Source organism: Actinoplanes sp. TFC3 (assembly GCF_001553785.1).
Classification (GTDB): Bacteria; Actinomycetota; Actinomycetes; order Mycobacteriales; family Micromonosporaceae; genus Actinoplanes.
Genome location: NZ_LOJP01000001.1, coordinates 2559815 through 2575644, shown reverse-complemented (window position 1 = coordinate 2575644; position 15830 = coordinate 2559815). Strand labels below are relative to the sequence as shown.

General features: G+C 71.5%; 16 protein-coding genes. 4 read left to right on the top strand and 12 right to left on the bottom strand.

The features are described from left to right. Nucleotide 1: 1 nt before the first annotated feature. The 3 genes from TFC3_RS11635 to TFC3_RS11625 all read right to left on the bottom strand — a co-directional run bounded on the left by TFC3_RS11635 (nucleotide 2) and on the right by TFC3_RS11625 (nucleotide 3715). The gene (locus TFC3_RS11635; RefSeq protein WP_067499099.1) at nucleotides 2-661 is read right to left on the bottom strand and encodes a 3-oxoacid CoA-transferase subunit A; all 660 of its coding nucleotides are present in this window, start codon (nucleotides 659-661) and stop codon (nucleotides 2-4) included. Beyond that, complete coding sequence (locus TFC3_RS11630) at nucleotides 658-1839, bottom strand: thiolase family protein (RefSeq protein ID WP_067499098.1); 1182 nt, start codon at nucleotides 1837-1839, stop codon at nucleotides 658-660. Before TFC3_RS11630 ends, TFC3_RS11635 begins: the two co-directional genes overlap by 4 nt. 91 nt (nucleotides 1840-1930) lie before the next feature. Further along, nucleotides 1931-3715, bottom strand: coding sequence for an alpha/beta hydrolase (locus TFC3_RS11625; protein ID WP_067499096.1), 1785 nt, complete (start codon nucleotides 3713-3715; stop codon nucleotides 1931-1933). Nucleotides 3716-4229: 514 nt separating this feature from the next. Between TFC3_RS11625 and TFC3_RS11620 the strand changes: the two genes are divergently transcribed. Beyond that, on the top strand, nucleotides 4230-4469 hold the full coding sequence (locus TFC3_RS11620) for a hypothetical protein (protein ID WP_067499095.1): 240 nt from the start codon (nucleotides 4230-4232) through the stop codon (nucleotides 4467-4469). 79 nt (nucleotides 4470-4548) lie between these two features. On the opposite strand, the gene TFC3_RS11615 is transcribed toward TFC3_RS11620, so the two are convergent. From TFC3_RS11615 to TFC3_RS11605, 3 genes are all read right to left on the bottom strand, one after another. Further along, entirely contained in the window at nucleotides 4549-4848 is a 300-nt protein-coding gene (locus TFC3_RS11615; RefSeq protein ID WP_067499093.1) for a hypothetical protein, read from the bottom strand. 101 nt (nucleotides 4849-4949) lie between these two features. Continuing rightward, complete coding sequence (locus tag TFC3_RS11610) at nucleotides 4950-6092, bottom strand: glutathione-independent formaldehyde dehydrogenase (RefSeq protein ID WP_067499091.1); 1143 nt, start codon at nucleotides 6090-6092, stop codon at nucleotides 4950-4952. 91 nt (nucleotides 6093-6183) lie between these two features. Continuing rightward, nucleotides 6184-7365, bottom strand: coding sequence for an FAD-dependent monooxygenase (locus TFC3_RS11605; RefSeq protein WP_067499089.1), 1182 nt, complete (start codon nucleotides 7363-7365; stop codon nucleotides 6184-6186). Between the two features lie 78 nt (nucleotides 7366-7443). On the opposite strand from TFC3_RS11605, the gene TFC3_RS11600 reads away from it, so the two are divergent. Continuing rightward, entirely contained in the window at nucleotides 7444-7944 is a 501-nt protein-coding gene (locus TFC3_RS11600) for a MarR family winged helix-turn-helix transcriptional regulator (RefSeq protein ID WP_082771985.1), read from the top strand. 6 nt (nucleotides 7945-7950) lie between these two features. Here TFC3_RS11600 and TFC3_RS11595 read toward each other — a convergent pair whose 3' ends face one another. Then, the gene (locus TFC3_RS11595) at nucleotides 7951-8727 is read right to left on the bottom strand and encodes a DUF3152 domain-containing protein (protein WP_067499088.1); all 777 of its coding nucleotides are present in this window, start codon (nucleotides 8725-8727) and stop codon (nucleotides 7951-7953) included. 132 nt (nucleotides 8728-8859) lie between these two features. On the opposite strand from TFC3_RS11595, the gene TFC3_RS36945 reads away from it, so the two are divergent. After that, nucleotides 8860-9105 carry a hypothetical protein gene (locus TFC3_RS36945; RefSeq protein WP_153040196.1) on the top strand — a complete coding sequence of 82 codons (246 nt, stop codon included), beginning with the start codon at nucleotides 8860-8862 and terminating at the stop codon, nucleotides 9103-9105. Here the strand turns inward: TFC3_RS36945 and TFC3_RS11590 are convergent. After that, the gene (locus TFC3_RS11590) at nucleotides 9071-9667 is read right to left on the bottom strand and encodes a hypothetical protein (protein ID WP_153040195.1); all 597 of its coding nucleotides are present in this window, start codon (nucleotides 9665-9667) and stop codon (nucleotides 9071-9073) included. The genes TFC3_RS36945 and TFC3_RS11590 overlap by 35 nt on opposite strands. A gap of 126 nt (nucleotides 9668-9793) precedes the next feature. Between TFC3_RS11590 and TFC3_RS37930 the strand changes: the two genes are divergently transcribed. Then, nucleotides 9794-9940: a hypothetical protein gene (locus TFC3_RS37930; RefSeq protein WP_161952580.1), complete on the top strand. Its 147-nt coding sequence runs from the start codon at nucleotides 9794-9796 to the stop codon at nucleotides 9938-9940. A 22-nt stretch (nucleotides 9941-9962) separates the two neighbouring features. On the opposite strand, the gene TFC3_RS11585 is transcribed toward TFC3_RS37930, so the two are convergent. The 4 genes from TFC3_RS11585 to TFC3_RS11570 form a co-directional block, all read right to left on the bottom strand. After that, complete coding sequence (locus TFC3_RS11585; protein WP_067499084.1) at nucleotides 9963-12464, bottom strand: FtsX-like permease family protein; 2502 nt, start codon at nucleotides 12462-12464, stop codon at nucleotides 9963-9965. A 168-nt stretch (nucleotides 12465-12632) separates the two neighbouring features. Beyond that, nucleotides 12633-13913 carry a glycosyltransferase family 2 protein gene (locus TFC3_RS11580; protein WP_067499082.1) on the bottom strand — a complete coding sequence of 427 codons (1281 nt, stop codon included), beginning with the start codon at nucleotides 13911-13913 and terminating at the stop codon, nucleotides 12633-12635. Further along, nucleotides 13907-14881: a hypothetical protein gene (locus TFC3_RS11575; RefSeq protein WP_067499080.1), complete on the bottom strand. Its 975-nt coding sequence runs from the start codon at nucleotides 14879-14881 to the stop codon at nucleotides 13907-13909. The genes TFC3_RS11580 and TFC3_RS11575 overlap by 7 nt, the downstream gene beginning before the upstream one ends. Further along, nucleotides 14878-15783 (bottom strand): WcbI family polysaccharide biosynthesis putative acetyltransferase, encoded by a 906-nt coding sequence (locus tag TFC3_RS11570; protein ID WP_067499078.1) that lies wholly within the window; start codon nucleotides 15781-15783, stop codon nucleotides 14878-14880. The genes TFC3_RS11575 and TFC3_RS11570 overlap by 4 nt, the downstream gene beginning before the upstream one ends. Nucleotides 15784-15830: the final 47 nt, after the last annotated feature.

Below are 15830 nucleotides of genomic sequence, written 5' to 3'. Positions count from 1 at the left end.
CTCACACCGCCACCACCCGATCGACGTAGATGCCCGGCGTCACCACAGCCTCGGGATCCAGCGCGCCGGTTGCGACAACCTCGCTGACCTGGGCGGCCACCAGGGCGGCGGCGGTCGCCATGACCGGGCCGAAGTTGCGGGCGGTCTTGCGGTAGACCAGGTTGCCCAGGCGGTCCGAGCGGTGCGCGCCGATCAGCGCCACGTCGCCTGTGATCGGGTATTCCAGCACGTAGGTGCGCCCGTCGAGCTCGCGGGTTTCGCGGCCCTGCGCGAGCGGGGTGCCGACCCCGGTGGGTGAGTAGAACGCGCCGATGCCCGCGCCGCCGGCTCGGATGCGCTCGGCGAGCGTGCCCTGCGGGATCACCTCCAGCTCGATGCGGCCCGAGCGGTACAGATCGTCGAAGATGTACGAGTCGGCCTGGCGCGGAAACGAACACATGACCTTGCGGACGCGTCCCTGGGCCAGCAGGGCGGCCAGGCCGGTGTCGCCGTTGCCGGCGTTGTTCGACACCACCGTCAGCCCGGTGGCGCCTTGCTCGATGAGTGCCTCGATCAGTTGCACCGGCATGCCGGCCAGCCCGAAGCCGCCGACCAGCACGGTCGAGCCGTCGCTCACCCCGGCCACGGCCTGGGCCGCGGTGTCGCAGATCGTCACGCTCATAGCAGGTTTTCCAGCACCACGGCGAGGGCCTGGCCGACGCCGATGCAGATCGCAGCGACGCCGTAGCGGTCGCCGGATTCACGCAACCGCCCGGCCAGGGTGCCCAGGATGCGGGCGCCGGACGCGCCGAGCGGATGTCCGAGGGCGATCGCGCCGCCCTTGGCGTTGACGATGCCCGGGTCGATGCCCCACGCGTCGACGCAGGCCAGCGACTGCACCGCGAACGCCTCGTTGAGCTCCACGGCCGCCACGTCCGCCCAGGTGATGCCGGCGCGGGTCAGCGCCCGATCGGCCGCCTCGACCGGGGCGTAGCCGAACATCGGCGGCTCGACCGCGCTGGTGCCGCGCCCGGCGATGCGGGCCAGCGGCGCCGATCCGATCGCTTGAGCGGCGGCCTCCGAGCCCAGCAGCAGCGCCGACGCGCCGTCGTTGAGCGGGGAGGCGTTGCCCGCGGTGATCGTGCCGCCGAGGCGGAACGAGGGCTTGAGACCGGCCAGCTTCTCCGGCGTCGACCCGGGACGGATGCCCTCGTCGCGGGTCAGGTCGACGCCGGGCACCGCCACCACGAGATCGTCGTAGAAGCCGGCGGTCCAGGCGGCGCCGGCCAGCCGGTGTGAGCGGGCAGCGAACTCGTCCTGACGCTGCCGCGAGATCGCGAACTTCTCCCCCAGCATCTCGTTGGCCTCGCCCAGCGACACCGTCCACTCCCGCGGCATGCCCTCGTTGACCAGCCGCCAGCCCAGCGTGGTGGACACCGCCGTGACATCGCCGGGCGGGAACGCCCGCGACGGCTTGGGCAGCACCCACGGCGCCCGGGTCATCGACTCCACGCCGCCGGCCACCACCACCGCGGCGTCGCCGGATTCGATCGTGCGGGAGGCCATCATCGCGGCGTCCAGCGAGGACCCGCAGAGCCGGTTGATGGTGCTGGCGGGCACCGTGACCGGCAGCCCGGCCAGCAGCACGGCCATCCGGCCCACGTTGCGGTTGTCCTCACCGGCCTGGTTGGCGCACCCCCAGTACACGTCGCCGATCGCCGCCGGGTCCAGCCCGGGCGCCTTGTTCAGCACCCCGCGCAGGGCGGTGGCGGCGAGGTCGTCCGGGCGGATCTCGGCCAGGGCACCGCCGAAGCGGCCGAACGGCGTCCGGGCTGCTGCATAGAGAAACGCGGAAGTCATCCCCCGACCGTACGGCCGCCGCCCGCCCGGAATCCAATGCTGCATCTCGCCTCAGCCGGTACACGGCTGAGGCGAGATCAGCGGGCGCGGCTCACCGGCTGCGGCGCAGCAGCCCCGAGCGCAGGTACGGGCCGGCCACCGGCGGCAGTTGCTGGGCCTCGGCCGGTGCCGCCTGAACCGATGCGCCGGTGCTGAGCAGAGATCCCCCGGAGCGGCCGGTGAAGGGCTGGCTCACCGAGTGGCAGACGGTGCCGGCCGCGGGCAGCGCACCCCGCAGCAGGTACCGGTCGACGGCGGAGGTGACGCAGGCGGAGGTGCCGTACGCGGTGTGACCCCAGTTGTCGCTGGACAGCAGGCGGCTGCCGGGCAGCAGCTTGGCCGCGGACACCGCCTGGCGGTAGCTGGTGGCCGGGTCGAAGTCGTTGCCCACGAACAGCACGGGAGCGCTGGTGCGGCGGGTGAACGGGCCGCGGTAGGCGTCCTCGTCCTGCACGGTCCACGTCTTGCCGGCGCAGAACACGGTGCCCCAGCCCCAGGCACGCCCGAAGTAGGGGGCGCGCTTGTCCTCCGCGGCGGTCAACGCCGGCCACTGGGCGGTGTCGCGGGGGTGGCTGGCGTCGGTGCAGGTGACCCCGCTGAAGGCGTCGATCACATTGTCGTACGGGAAGTCGCGCGCTGTTGGGCGTACCCGCGACATCTGGGAGCGCAGCGTGGCCTGCGCGGTGGACCGCTGCTTGCCGGTCTTGCCGCTGGGGACGGCGAGCAGCGTCTCGACGGAGGCGGCGAACTGGGTGACGAAGTCTCCGGCGTCGGGGAAGTACAAGCCGGTGAGGGTGATCCCGACGAAGTCGGCATAGGTCAAGCGCAGCGCTCCGCCGGCCTCGGAGCGGCCGATGTCCAGCGGCTTGGCCCGCAGCTTGCGAGCGATCGCGGCGAAGTGCCGTTGCGGGTCACCGGCGGAGAAGACGCAGCGCTTGGCGCCGGCGCGGTCGCAGCGGGTCAGCAGGACGCGCAGGGCGCGGTACGCCGCGTCGGCGGAGCGCAGGCGGCTGTCCTGCAACGAACCCTGGTCGGCCGGGACACCGGTCCACGACTTCGGGTTGATGACACCGTCGAGGGCCAGCGCGCGTACCCGGTCGGGGAACATGTTGGCGTAGTACTGACCGAGCAGCGTGCCATAGCTGAACCCGAGGTAGGTCAGCTTCTTGTCACCGACAGCGCGGCGCAGCACGTCCATGTCTCGGGCGACCTCTGCGGTCGACATCGCGCCGGCGAGTGCGGCGCCGGTGGTGGAGCAGCCACGGCCCAGCGCACGGGCCGCCTTGGTGTAGGCGGCTTCTTCCTTGGCGCCGTACGGGAAGAACTTGTTGAGCTGTTTCTGCGCCAGCATCAGCTCACGCGTCGAGCCGAAGCACTTGACGTTGTCGCTGGCTCCTACCCCACGCGGGTCGAAGCCGATGACGTCGAAGCGGTCCAGCACGGCGGTGCTGAGGAAGGCGGGAGCCATTTCGGCCATCTCGGTGCCGGATCCGCCCGGACCGCCGGGGTTGACGAACAGACTGCCGATCCGCTGGGCGGGTTTGCGCGCCTTGACGCGAAGCAGCGCGATCTCCACCGACGCCCCGTCGGGCTCGTCGTAGTCCAACGGCAGCCGTGCGGTGGCGCACTGTGCGTTGCCGTAGCAGGAATACCATGCGAGCTCGGGGGCCTGCACACGGTCGACGCGGGCGGCCTCCTGCGCGCTGGTCGCATCCGCCGCCGGGGCGATCGCGACGGGAGCGGCGGCCGGGGAAGTAGCCAGGACCGGGGTGACCGCGGCGCCGGCGAGCAACAATCCGCTTACTCCAGCGCCAAGCAGGCGAGCTGGGAACGACATGGGGGAGCCTCCTGGCGGGTGGGGACACTGCTACCGGTTACAGCGGGCGTGGCTGCCTGCCTGTGAAGCGGCTGAGCGCCTATTACCGCATTTCACCGGCACCGGCTGCACCATCCGACTACATGGAGTAGCCGACCGGAACGGCAGTTGCGCGCAGGTCACTCGGCGGCACTCTTTCGCCTTTCGGTCATTACCTGCGGCAATGACGCGTCAACAGGCTCAGAAGTCACGCTTGCCCCCACCCGTTAAGGACGGAAACCATTAACGGAGAGTACGCACGTCTGAGCGGAGTGACTCGACGCCTCACCCCGTTCCTTGGCGTAGGCCCCGGCTCAAAGCCTTCCCGCTGACGAGCCACCCTGGGCGAAGTGGCCCCGTGGCAGGCGCATCCCTTCAGGTGGCGGCCACGCCGGCCGCATCGAAGACGTTTCTCGGTCATCTGCGACTTGTCCTCAACTTCGCGTACCGGCCTACACCCTTGTCCCGTCCCAACCCAATTAGTTAACTTTCCTATATGAAGCTGATCACCGGAATCGCACTGACCACCGCAGCTCTCGGCGCCATGCTCTCCATCTCCACCGCGGCCGAGGCCGCCAGCGGATACACCCTGCAGGGCCGGTACGGCCATCCCGACCAGTGCGCCGGAATCGGCTACTACGGCCAGCAGAACCACCAGTGGGCGCAGTACTACTGCAACACCGTCACACCGGCCGGCGCGACCGGTCCGGGTCTGTATGAACTCTGGGTGGCGTGATCAGGGGCGCACGAGCACTTCGAGGCTCGTGCGCGCCGCCATCTGCCGGACCAGCGCGCACCTGTTCATGACCCCGTTGTCAGCGCACGGGGAGCTCCACCCGGCGGCCCATCCCGACGCGGGGCGCGTTGGTGTCGGTCACCATGGCGAAGGCGCCCGCCGGCACTCCCTCGCGGGTGGCCACCCGCGAGGCCGCTCTCAGCAGGGTGCGCTCGTTGGCCCCGGCGATGAAGAAGATGTACGTGTCGCCGGACTCCTCGCCGTCGTCGAATTCCTCCAGCCCCACCTCGTCCTCCAGGTCGATCATGAAGTCGCCGACGTCATCGATCCACTCGTCGTCGCCGGTCATCGGGAAGTGGATCTCAACCAGAACAGCCATGCCGTTGATGATTCAGCACCGCTGACCGCCGGATGCACGAGGGCCGCCGGCCGGGCAGCAGCCGAGGCCCGCCCGGCCGGCGCCGGGCGGGCTCTGCCGGCTCAGGCCGCGGGGCGCAGAAGCACCTTGGTCCAGCCGGCGTCGCGGCTGTCGAAGTGCTGGTAGCCCTCGGCCGCCTCGGTCAGCGGCAACTCGTGGGACACCAGGAACGACGGCTGGGCGCGCCCGGTGATGATCAGGTCGCGCAGGTGGCGGTTGTAGCGCATCACCGGGCACTGGCCGGTGCCCATCCGCTGGCCCTTGCTGAAGAAGGTGCCGTAGTCGAAGGCGATCCGGCCCTGCTGGGCTTGCTCCGTCGCGGCGCCGGGATCCTGCGGCATGTACACCCCGACCACACCGATGCCGCCGGTGGAGCGGACCACCTTGACCAGATTGTCGAGCACCAGTTCGGGGTGTTCCTGACCGGATGGGTCGTGCGCCTGGTAACCGACAGCCTCGACCCCGCAGTCGGTTCCGCGCCCGCTGGTGACATCCATGATCTGCTCGACCGGATCACCCGCCGAGAAGTCCACCGGCGTCGCGCCGATCTTGCCGGCCAGGTCCAACCGGTCCCGCTCCTTGTCGACCACGAACACCTGGGACGCACCCCGGATCATCGCGCTGTGGGCGGCCATCAGGCCCACCGGTCCGGCGCCGAAAACGGCTACCCGGTCCCCGGGCTGCAGACCGGCCAGCTCGGTGCCGTGCCAGCCGGTCGGGAAGATGTCCGACAGCATCGTGAAGTCGTTCTCGTGCTCCCCGCCCGGCGGCAGCTCAAGCAGGTTGAAGTCCGCGTACGGCACGCGGAGCAGTTCGGCCTGACCGCCCTCGTACGGACCCATGTTGGCGTAGCCGTACGCGGCGCCGTCCATGCCCTCGGCCGGGTTGGTCCGCAGGCAGAAGCTGGTCCACCCGGTCAGGCAGTTGCGGCAGGTGCCGCACGCGATGTTGAAGGGCACCGACACCCGGTCGCCGACCTTGATCCTGCTGACGGCGTCGCCGACCGCCTCGACGATGCCCATGTTCTCGTGGCCGAGGATCTTGCCCTGCTCAACCGACGTGCGGCCCTCGTACATGTGCAGGTCGGAGCCGCAGATGTTGGTGGTGGTGACCCGTACGATCGCGTCGCTCGGGAACTGGATCACCGGATCCGCCACCTCCGTGACGGTAACCTCGCGCGGACCCTGGTAGACGACGGCTTTCATGGATGTCCTCCGATCGCTGATCGCCGCTGGCTACCCGCACCCCTGGCTTCCTAACGCCCGCCGTGATCGCACGCCCGGCGCTCAGCGCGTCCTACTCGAGTTCCGGGAGGGCGCGGTCGGTGCTGGCGACCTCGGTGAGCCTGGCCGCGACCGGGGCGAACAGCGGCGAGGTCAGCACCTTGTCGGCCAGGGCGCGCACGCCCAGCCCGAAGCGCGTCTGCGGGTAGGCGAAATACTCCAGCCCCGGGGGCAGCTTCTGCACGTCATCGACGAGGGGCCGCATCCATTTCTCGTACGCGCTGAGCGCCGCGCGCCGGTCCCCGGGCTGCTGCGTGAGGTAGGCGGCGAGGACGTACCCGCTGGTGAGCGCGAGGGACGCACCGCCGCCGCCCATGGGGGTGACGCACCACCCGGCATCGCCGGCCAGCACCACCCGGCCGCGGTGCCAGGCGTTCATGCGGATCTGGGTGAGATGGTCGATGTAGACGTCGTCGGAGGTGTCGAAGGCGTCCAGGATCCGCGGCGCCTCCCAGCCCGCGCCGGCGTATCGGGCCCGGACCCGGGCCAGGGCGTCGGATCGGTCGAGGCTGGTGAGATCCTCGCTGCGGGCGTACGACAGGATCGCGCGGGTGGTGCCGTGGTTGTCCGGCCGCAGATGGATCTGACGCCCGCCGACGGTGTTGTACCAGCGCCACCGGTCGTCGTCGCTCGGCGTGCGGGGGATGGTGCCGAACACCATGGTGATGCCCAGCTCGCGGCGCTCGACCGCCGAGCCGAACAGCCGGTCCCGGGTCGCCGAGCGCACTCCCTCGGCGATGACGAGCAGGTCGGCGCGCAGGGTCAGGCCGGATGAGGTGGTGACGGCGAGGTCGGCGGGACCGTCGGTCACCTCGTCGATGGTGTCGCCGTAGCGGATGTCGACGCCCTCGGGCAGGTTGTCCAGAATCGTGCGGGCGAAGTCGCCGCGCAGCACCTCCAGCTCGGCCGTCGCGCCGTCCGGGCCCTGCGAGGGCAGCTCGGCGCGCACGTCGCCGGTCGCGGTCACCAGGACAGTGCCTGTCTCGGTGGTGTTCTGGGCCTTGATCGCATCGAACAGCCCCATGCGGGTCAGCACGTCGCGGGCGACGCCGCGCACGTCGACGTTCTGACCGCCGTCGCGAAAGTTCGGCGCGCGTTCGATGACGGTCACGTCCCAGCCGGTGCGACGCAGCCAGAAGGCGGCGGACAGCCCGGCGATGCTGGCACCGGAAACAATGGCATGTGCTTGAGTCATGGTCTGCTTCGCTCTCCCCGGCACGACGGCGCGTCATACTTTAGAGTGAAGATACTTCAGAGCGAAGGGTTTTGCCCGGTGAAAGTGGATCCGCTCACAGTGGATTGGTCGTCGGAGCAGACGGCCGTCATGCATCGCCTCCGCGACTGGGCGGTCAGCTTCGCGGAACTCAACCAGCACCTGGCGGCATGGATGGGGCTGCCGAACTCCGACGCGAACGCGCTCGGCCAGATCATCTGGGCCGCCGAGCAGGACCAGCCGCTGTCGCCGGCGGAGCTGTCCCGCCAGATCGGCATGACCTCCGGCGCCACCACCGTGTTGCTCAACCGGCTCGAGAGCGCCGGTCACATCCGGCGCAGCCGCGAGCACGCCGATCGGCGCCGGGTGACCCTGCGACCCGAGCCGGGTGCCCGGGAACAGGCCCGCGAGTTCATGGCGGCGGCCGGTGCCGAGATCGCGCAGGTGCTCACCGGCACCAGCGCCGACGAGCTGCGCCAGGTGGCCGCGTTCGTGGCACGCATCACCGCCGCCAGCGCAGCGGCGAGTCAGCGCCTGCAGCGCCCCACCGCCAACCCGTAGCGGGCGTTACCGGCGGCCGGGGTCGCGGGCCGGGACCTCGTCGTCGTAGGCGCCCGGGACGCCCGCGTACCGCTCGCCGTGCAGGTAGGGCCAGGCATTCGCCGTGCAGTCGTGCAGGCCCAGCGTCTGCTGCTGCATGACCGGCGCCGGCTCCCCCGGCCCTGGGCACAACTCATGGCCCTGCCCCAGGCGGTGCCCCACCTCGTGATTGACCATGTATTGCCGGTACGTCGCCAGCCCCGCGCCGTAGTGCGGTACGCCCTTGACCCAGCGCGCCACGTTGAGCACCACCTTGCCGGCGTTGCGGCACGAGGTGTAGCCGTCCGAGGCGTCACCGCACAGCGGGTCGCGGGTGCCCGGGGTGGCCAGGTAGATGGTGAAGTCGTAGGGGCTGCCCGGCCCGACCCGTTGCAGCCGCCACCGGCCGCCGGCGGTCCAGCCGCGCGGGTCGGCCAGCGTGGCGGTGACCGTGTCCGCGAAGGCGTTTGGCGGCAGGCCCCCGATGTCGCGCTCGACCAGGACCCGGTAGCGCAGGAGCCTGCCACCCTGCCCGGCCGCCGGTCCGGACTGCGCCGAGGCATGTTTCCACCGCCCGGACCCGTGAGCCGGATAGGTGATCGGTACGGGCTTGGCCACCTCCGATGCCGGCGCGGGCGGAACCGGCGCGGACGGAACCGGCGCGCTGGCCTGCGGGAGGTGCCACGCCGACGGGTTGGCCCCGGGGGCCGGAGAACAGGCGCTGAGCAGGAGCACACCGCAGACGGCCAGAACGCGCAATTGCATGACCCTGTTGACGATCCGGGCGACAAGCAGGTTGGTCGGATCCGCGGCGAGACGACGTGGCAAAGATCGCCGATTGAGCATGCAACCCGCGGCGCGGCGCAATCGTCAGGGAGGGGCGAGCAAGGAGGGCGCGTGCCTACCGAGCGTGACGAGCAATTCGACATCTTCGTACGGAAACGGTGCCCGTCGATGCTGCCGCTGCTGCGCGCCGGGCAGGCCCGCGTGGTGTCGCGGCTCAGCCTGGCCGCGAACTCCGGGGCGATGAACCGGGACGATCTGAACTGGCAGCGGACGTACCGCCGCGGTGACCGCGTTCCTGCACTGACCCGCGGGTCGGCGGGGGTCAGGGCCGGTACTGTTCGGCGATTTCGTAGATGAAGTCGCCGGTGTTGGCGATGGTGACGGCGAAGCCGCCGTGCCCGAGTTGCTTCTTGAGCCAGGCGGCGGTGGCCAGGCAGCTGCCGGTCGTCTTCTGGTCCGTACCGTCCATGCAGTCGGGGTTGCCGCCGTTGGTGCTGAAAATCTTGGGCGCGTCGTTGACCGGCAGCGTGAACCGGCTGCCGTCACCCTTGATCGACTGGCCGTCCTTGGTGAAGGCCGCGGGCTCGATGACGGCGGTGTGCTTGGCGCTGTCATAGCTGTGCAGCAGCACCAGGTGCGTACCGGCTCCGATGGGGAACGTGGCGTCGCCGCCGTCCTTGCCGCCGGTGCTCTTGCTCTTCTTGGTCGGCGCTGCGGCCGCGCTCGACCGGTGGGCGGGCGCCGACGCGTCACCGGCCTTGGCCACCGGGGTGGCCGAGATGGCCGCGGCCGTGGGCGAGGTAGCCGCGCCCGTGGGCGCGGCGGCGGCCGTCGAGGGCGAGGCCGTCTCAGTTGCGGCGCAAGCAGTCGAGAGGACGAAGGCGCCGACGATCACGGGAACAACCAGGATGCGTTTCATGTTGATGATCCTGTCCACTGGATGATCTTCGCAGGGGTGTTGCGGCCGTCGATGGCACGAATGCGGGAGGAACGAGGCCGTCGGGGCGCGGGAGTGGTTTGCCGTCCAGCGGGTATGCCTGGAGCCATGACCGCACAACCGCAGCAGCCCGCCGCCGACGACGCCCCGGCCGATGAGGGTGACGCGCCTGTCCTGCCGGCCGGTGACGACGTCCGGGTGGGACCCGAGCAGTCCGACGAGCCGCAGGCCGGGGCCACCGAGCCGACCGACTGATCGCCCCGGCCGGCCCGGCCGCTCAGTCGGTGGCCAGGGCTGCCACCGGGCTCACCGTCGCGGCGCGCCGGGCCGGCAGCACACCGGCCAGGGCGGTGAAGACCACCAGCGCCAGGAAGACCGCCGCGAGTTGCCCGGCCGGGAAACTCAGCGGCGCTCCCAGGTTCATCGTGCGGACGGCCAGCCACGCGTACGGCACGCCGATCAGCAGCCCGAGGCCCGCGCCGATGACGCCGTAGAGACTGGACTCGGCGGTCAGCATGGCACGCAAGCCGCCCCGGGACAGACCCACGGCCCGCAACAAGCCGGATTCACGGGTACGTTCCACGACTGACAGCGCCGACGTGCTGCCCACCCCGACCACCGCGACCAGCACGGTGAGCCCGATCAGGGCGATGCCGGCGGCCAGCACCATGGTGAAGGACTTGTCCAGTTCATCGCGGCGGTCAGCCATCACATCGACACCGAGTCCGGGCTGACCGGCCAGAATCTCGTGCAGCGCCTTGGCTCCGGCGGTGCGGCCGTCCTCGCCACCGGACGCCGCGTTGGCGATCATCCTGGTCGGGGCGGGGGCGACACCGAGCTTGCTCAGGTCGGCGGGGTTCATCAGCACCGACAGGCCCAGCGGAGCCGACGGGTTGAGCAGGGCGGTCACGGTTACTTCAACGGATCTGTCGTTCAGCCGTACCGTAATCCGATCGCCTTCCTCCACCTCCAGATAGCCCGCCGCCCAGCTTGCCACCGCAAGCTGTCCCGGCCCGACCGCGGTGATGCCGGCCAGCCGCGGCACCGCCGCCGGGTCGATGTCGGCGGCGTCGAAACTGGCGTCCCCGTCGTTGACCGTCAGCTGGGAGTTGCTGCGGAAGAAGGTGACGTCGGTCAACTCGGGACGCTTCCTCGCCGCGGCGATGACGCTTGGACGCAGCGTGGCATCCTGCGCGAGAACTTGGAAATCGGCGGGGGTTTCCACTGCGGACTGCTGTTGCAGGACGGTACGCAGCGACGCCCCGGCCACCAGCGAGCCGCCGATCAGCGACACCCCCAGTGCCACGACCACCGACACGGCCGCCGCCCGCCGGGGCGTTCCGCCGATACCGCCGACCGCGAGGCGTCCCAGCGGGCCGAGCCGGCGCAGCGGCCAGCCCACCACCGCGAGGAACGGCCGGATCAGCACCGGGCCGAGCACGGCGAGCGCGAAGAAGGCCAGCGACGCCGACCCGACGGTGGCGAACAGCGGCGCGGTCGGGTCGTAGTTCTTGGCGTCCGGGCCGGGCAGGAGCGCGAAGACGAGCGCGGCCAGCGCCGCCGAGCCGAGCACCAGCAGCAGGCCCAGGATCCACCGCCCCGCACCGATGGTCCGCCGGCTACCCGCGGTGCTGGCCGAGCGCAGGGCTTCCAGCGGCGACACCTTCGCCGCCGAGCGGGCGGGTGACAGCACCGCCACCAAGGTCAGGAACACCGCCAGGGCGATCACCCCGATGGCCTCGGCCACCGGGAATCCGGGACCGGAGATGTGGGCGCCGAACACCGCCGCCGCAGGGGAGGCCAGCTGTCCCAGGGCGAGCGCCGCGAGTACGCCGGTTCCGCCGGTGACCAGGCCCGTGAGGGCGCCCTCGACGGCCAGCGCACGCGAGATCGAGCGCCGGCCCGCCCCGATGGTGCGCAGCAGGGCCAGTTGGCGCATCCGCTGGGCGAAGACGATCCGGAACGTGGAGATCGCTACCAGGACGGCGGCCACCACGGCAATGAGCACGAAGACGCTGACCACGAGAAGGACGTACCTCGCGGCAGTAAGGGCTCCCTCGACGGCACGGGCGTGATCGTCGGCGCCGGTGATCACGTCGATGCCCGGGTTGTCGTCGCCGACCGCAACCGTGGCCGTGACCTGCCGCACCGCTTGCTGCGCGGTCTGCTGCGCGACGCCCGGCTTGAGGAGCAGGTCAGCGCGTTCGACGGTCGTGCTTCCGAGCACCTGGGTCAGCGTGCGTTCGGTGCTGTAGGCGTTCTGCCCCCAGTCGGCGGGCCCGTCGACCACCCCGACGACCGTGAACGTGACGCGTTTGGCCTTGCCGGACTGCTGCTCCACCTCACCGGCGACGCTCGCCCCGACCGGCAGGCCCATCCGCTCGCTGGTGCGCGGGGTGACCGCGATCTCGCCGTTGGCCTTGGGGTAGCGGCCCTGCCGGACGGTGACCTCGGTGAGCGGGCCGGCGCCGGGATCGGCGGTCACGTCGAGGTAGCCGCCGGTGAGCTGCACGGTGCTGCTGGTGCGCGCCGCGTGCCCGGCCACCCCCGGGACGGCGTCGAGCTTGGGCAGCAGGCTCACCGGCAGGTCCCCGGTGACGATCACCCCGGCGGCAGGGGCCTTCACCGCGTCCACGACCGTGTTCTCAGCGATCCGGTAGCCCAGCACCACGGCGTAGACCACGAACGAGGCCACCAGCATGGCCACGCCGGTCAGCATCAACCGGCTGGGCCGCCGGGCCACCCCGGCCAGCTGGGTGCGCAGGACGACGCTGCTCATCGGCGCCGGCCGCGGGCCGCGGTGGTGGGGGCGTACGCGCTCATGGTGGTCCCTCGCAGGCAGTCGGCGATGTGATCGGAGCACAGCCTGCAGGTCGACGGCGTGGTCGCACATCGGTCGCGCGTCAGGAAGACAGACCGCCGCCGATCTGACTTTCGGCCGAGGGACTCAGGCCCACCCGCCCAGATAGCCGGCCAGCCCCGGATCGGCGTCGAGCGGCACAAGCCCGGCCTCCGTGTGCGCCCGGGTCTCGAACAGCTCCTTCCCCCAGATCGCCCGCCGGGCCCGCGCGCGAGCCGAGTCGATGCGCATCTCACCGAGCATCACGGTCCCGAGCGTGCCCGTGCCCACCGTCGCCACCGCTTCCTGCAGTTCCTTGGCCACCGCATCGACACGCACCGCCGACGGCACTTCGATGAACACGCGTGCCGAATCGTCGAGCGCAGACAACGACGACACCCGCTGATCCGCCACAAAAAGATCAGCAAGCTTTTCGGGTACGCCCACACGTGCCGACGGCAGGACGGCAAGCACCGAATCGACACAGACGTACGCAGCCGCGTCCGACGGCGCCTCGCCGAGCCGGATGACCACGTCCGCGCCGGCGCTGCGTACGCCGTGCCCGCGTGAACCGGCGACCGGGATGCGATCGGCGAGCAGCAGCGTCTCGGCGTCCTTGCGGGCCCGGCGGTGCGGGTCGCGCAGGTCGCGCCCGGCCCAGTCGGGACCGTCGTGCCAGGCCACCGCGTCGGCGGCGTGCGCGAGGATCGCCCCGCCGAGCCAGGCGCGGTACGCCCACTCCCAGTCCTCCCCGCCGTACACCCGGAAGGTCTCGTCGAAGCCGCCGAGCCGCTCGAAGAACCAGCGGGAACAGGCGAGCGCGGCGCTGATCACGTAGCGGTAGGACCGGTCGTCGGCGTCGAGCAGGTCGCGGGAGAGCCGGTAGCCGTCGCGCAGCCACTGCGGTTCGGGCAGCTCGGCGGCGGGTCCGGCCTGCTCCACCGGGGCGTCAACGGGCAGCCCGGCGAGTTCGGCGTGCCGGCGCCGCCCGACGACGACGGCCTCGGGTGCGAGCGCGGGCAGCCGGGACATCCGTTGCACGTACGAGGGTTCCGGCACCGTGTCGGCGTCAAGGAAGCACAGCACGTCCCCGGTGGCGGCCGAGGCGCCGAGATTGCGTGCCGCCGCCGCGCGGAATCCCTCGTCGGCCTGGCGCACCAGCAGCACCCCGTCGGGAACCCGCGGTGGTTCCGGTGATCCGTCGTCGGCCACGATGATCTGGGTACGCCCGGCGGGGTGGGTCTGGCGGCGCAGCGCCGCCAGCGTGCGGTCGAGTTCCGCCTGCTGCTGGTAGTGCACGACGATGACCGACACGGTGGGCGGCTCGGCGGGGTTGACACCGTCGAGCAGGTCCCAGCGGTTGCCGGGTACGGAACGGCCGTTCACCATGTGATCTCTCCTGTCCACCAGCGCAGGTACGCCGCGGCCGTGTCGTCGAGGTGCGGCCGGGTGACCGCGTCGGGTGTCAGCCACGTCGACGCGGGGTCGGCCAGGGCAGCGGCGATGGCCGGTGCGAGGTCCTGGACCAGGCGGACCGTGCCGGGTCGCAGCGCCGCCATTTCCCGGGTGTACCGGCTCTCGACGACCAGGGGCCGGCGGCCCGCGGCGATCCAGGTGGCGAGGGAGCCGGAGGCGGAGAAGTGCCGGTGCGCCACGACCGGCACCGCGACCGACCGGCACCGTGCGATCAGATCGTCCTGGGGCACGAAGCCGGTCACCTCGACCGTGACGCCGCGCGCCGCGGCTTGCCCGGTGAAGTCCCGCAGGTCGTTCTCGTGGCCGGCGGACGGCCCGCCGAGCACGGTCAGCTGCGTGGGGAGGCCGACGATCGCGTCGACCACCTCCGCGTGGCCCTTGCCGGGGTAGAAGAAGCCGAGCACGGCGACGTCGCGGCCTGCTGGCGGGGGCGCGGCGAAGGGTGCCGGGGTGACGGGAAGCGGTACGACGCCGAGCGCGCGGGGCACGATGCCGGCCTCGGTGAGGTGCGCCGCCTCGTGCCTGCTGTTCACGACCACGCCCCGCGCCGCGGTGACGACACGCGCGTAGCAGTCGGTGCGGCGCGGCAGGTTGCGGGGCCCGTCGGAAGGTTGCGGGACGTCGTGCAGGGTGACGGTCAGCGCCGTACGGGTGGCGATGCGCTCCACCACCGCGGCGGCCTCCTCCGGCGAGCCGGCCCAGAGCCGATCGGTGAAGTGCAGATGCGCACGCTCCGGAGGGTTGTCCCCGAGCAGCATGTCGGCGGAGACCTCAAGATCCAGGCCGGTCGCCGCCTCCGCGGCGGCGGCGAGGTCGCGGGCGGCAACGGTGACCCCGTGGCGCTCGTCGGCGGTGACGGCCAGCGCCGGCAGCCCGGTCATGCCAGCCCCAGCAGGCGCAGCGCGCTGGCGTGCCGGATCAGCCCGGCCTGCACCACGTCGGCATGCCGGGCGTACCAGGACAGGTGCGCCTCCCGGACCTGCTCAACCGGGATGATCTGGCCGTCGGTCACCCAGTACGGGCGTTCCTGCTCGTCGAGCCCCCACGCCTGCAGTACCGCCGCCTCGCGCGGGGCGTGCACCGAGTTGAGCAGTGGCCGGCCCGGGTCGACGACATGCTCCGGGAGCTCCAGTGCCGCCCGGACGCGGCTGGCCAGCGCCGTCCAGACGGGGTTGCCGGGGTGGTTGAGGGTGCGCATCTGCGTGAACGACGGCGCCGCGAACAGATCGGAGACGACCACCGTGGTGTGCTGGGCCTCCCGGCGGCGCAGCTCGTCGAGGGAGAGCTCGGCGATCGCCCGGACGGCCGGCACGTCCAGCGGGGCGCGGGCGCGCAGCCCGGCGGCCTCGGCGAGCAGGCGCAGATCGTGGTACGCGACCACGGGCGGGACGAGGCTGGGATCGGCGGGCGGGCGCACAATAGCGTGCGCCGGGTAGAGACCGGCGAAGCGAATCACCGGCACGTGCAGCGTGCGGGCGGCGGGGCTGAGCCGGGCGCTCAGTTGCGCCGAGCCGAGCGGCAGACCGCGGTAGTCGTCGCGGACCGGCTGCGTGACCAGGAACGCCGCGCGCGCCAGCCACCGGTCGAGGCACGGCAGGTCGGCGGCGGTGAGCTCATGCACGGGCGGGGTCCGTACGGTCCGCAGTCCTCCGCCGTCGATCATGAGCCGCAGCGACTCGGCCTGGCAGTTACCGATGACAAGGGCGATGGGGCCGTCGCCGGCTGGCTCGTCGAGCCCGTAGAACGCCCCGTAGTGGCGGGTACGCGGGTCAGGTTGTTGCACGGCCCGCTCATACCCCGGGCGACCTCATTTCAGTGATCTTGTGAACA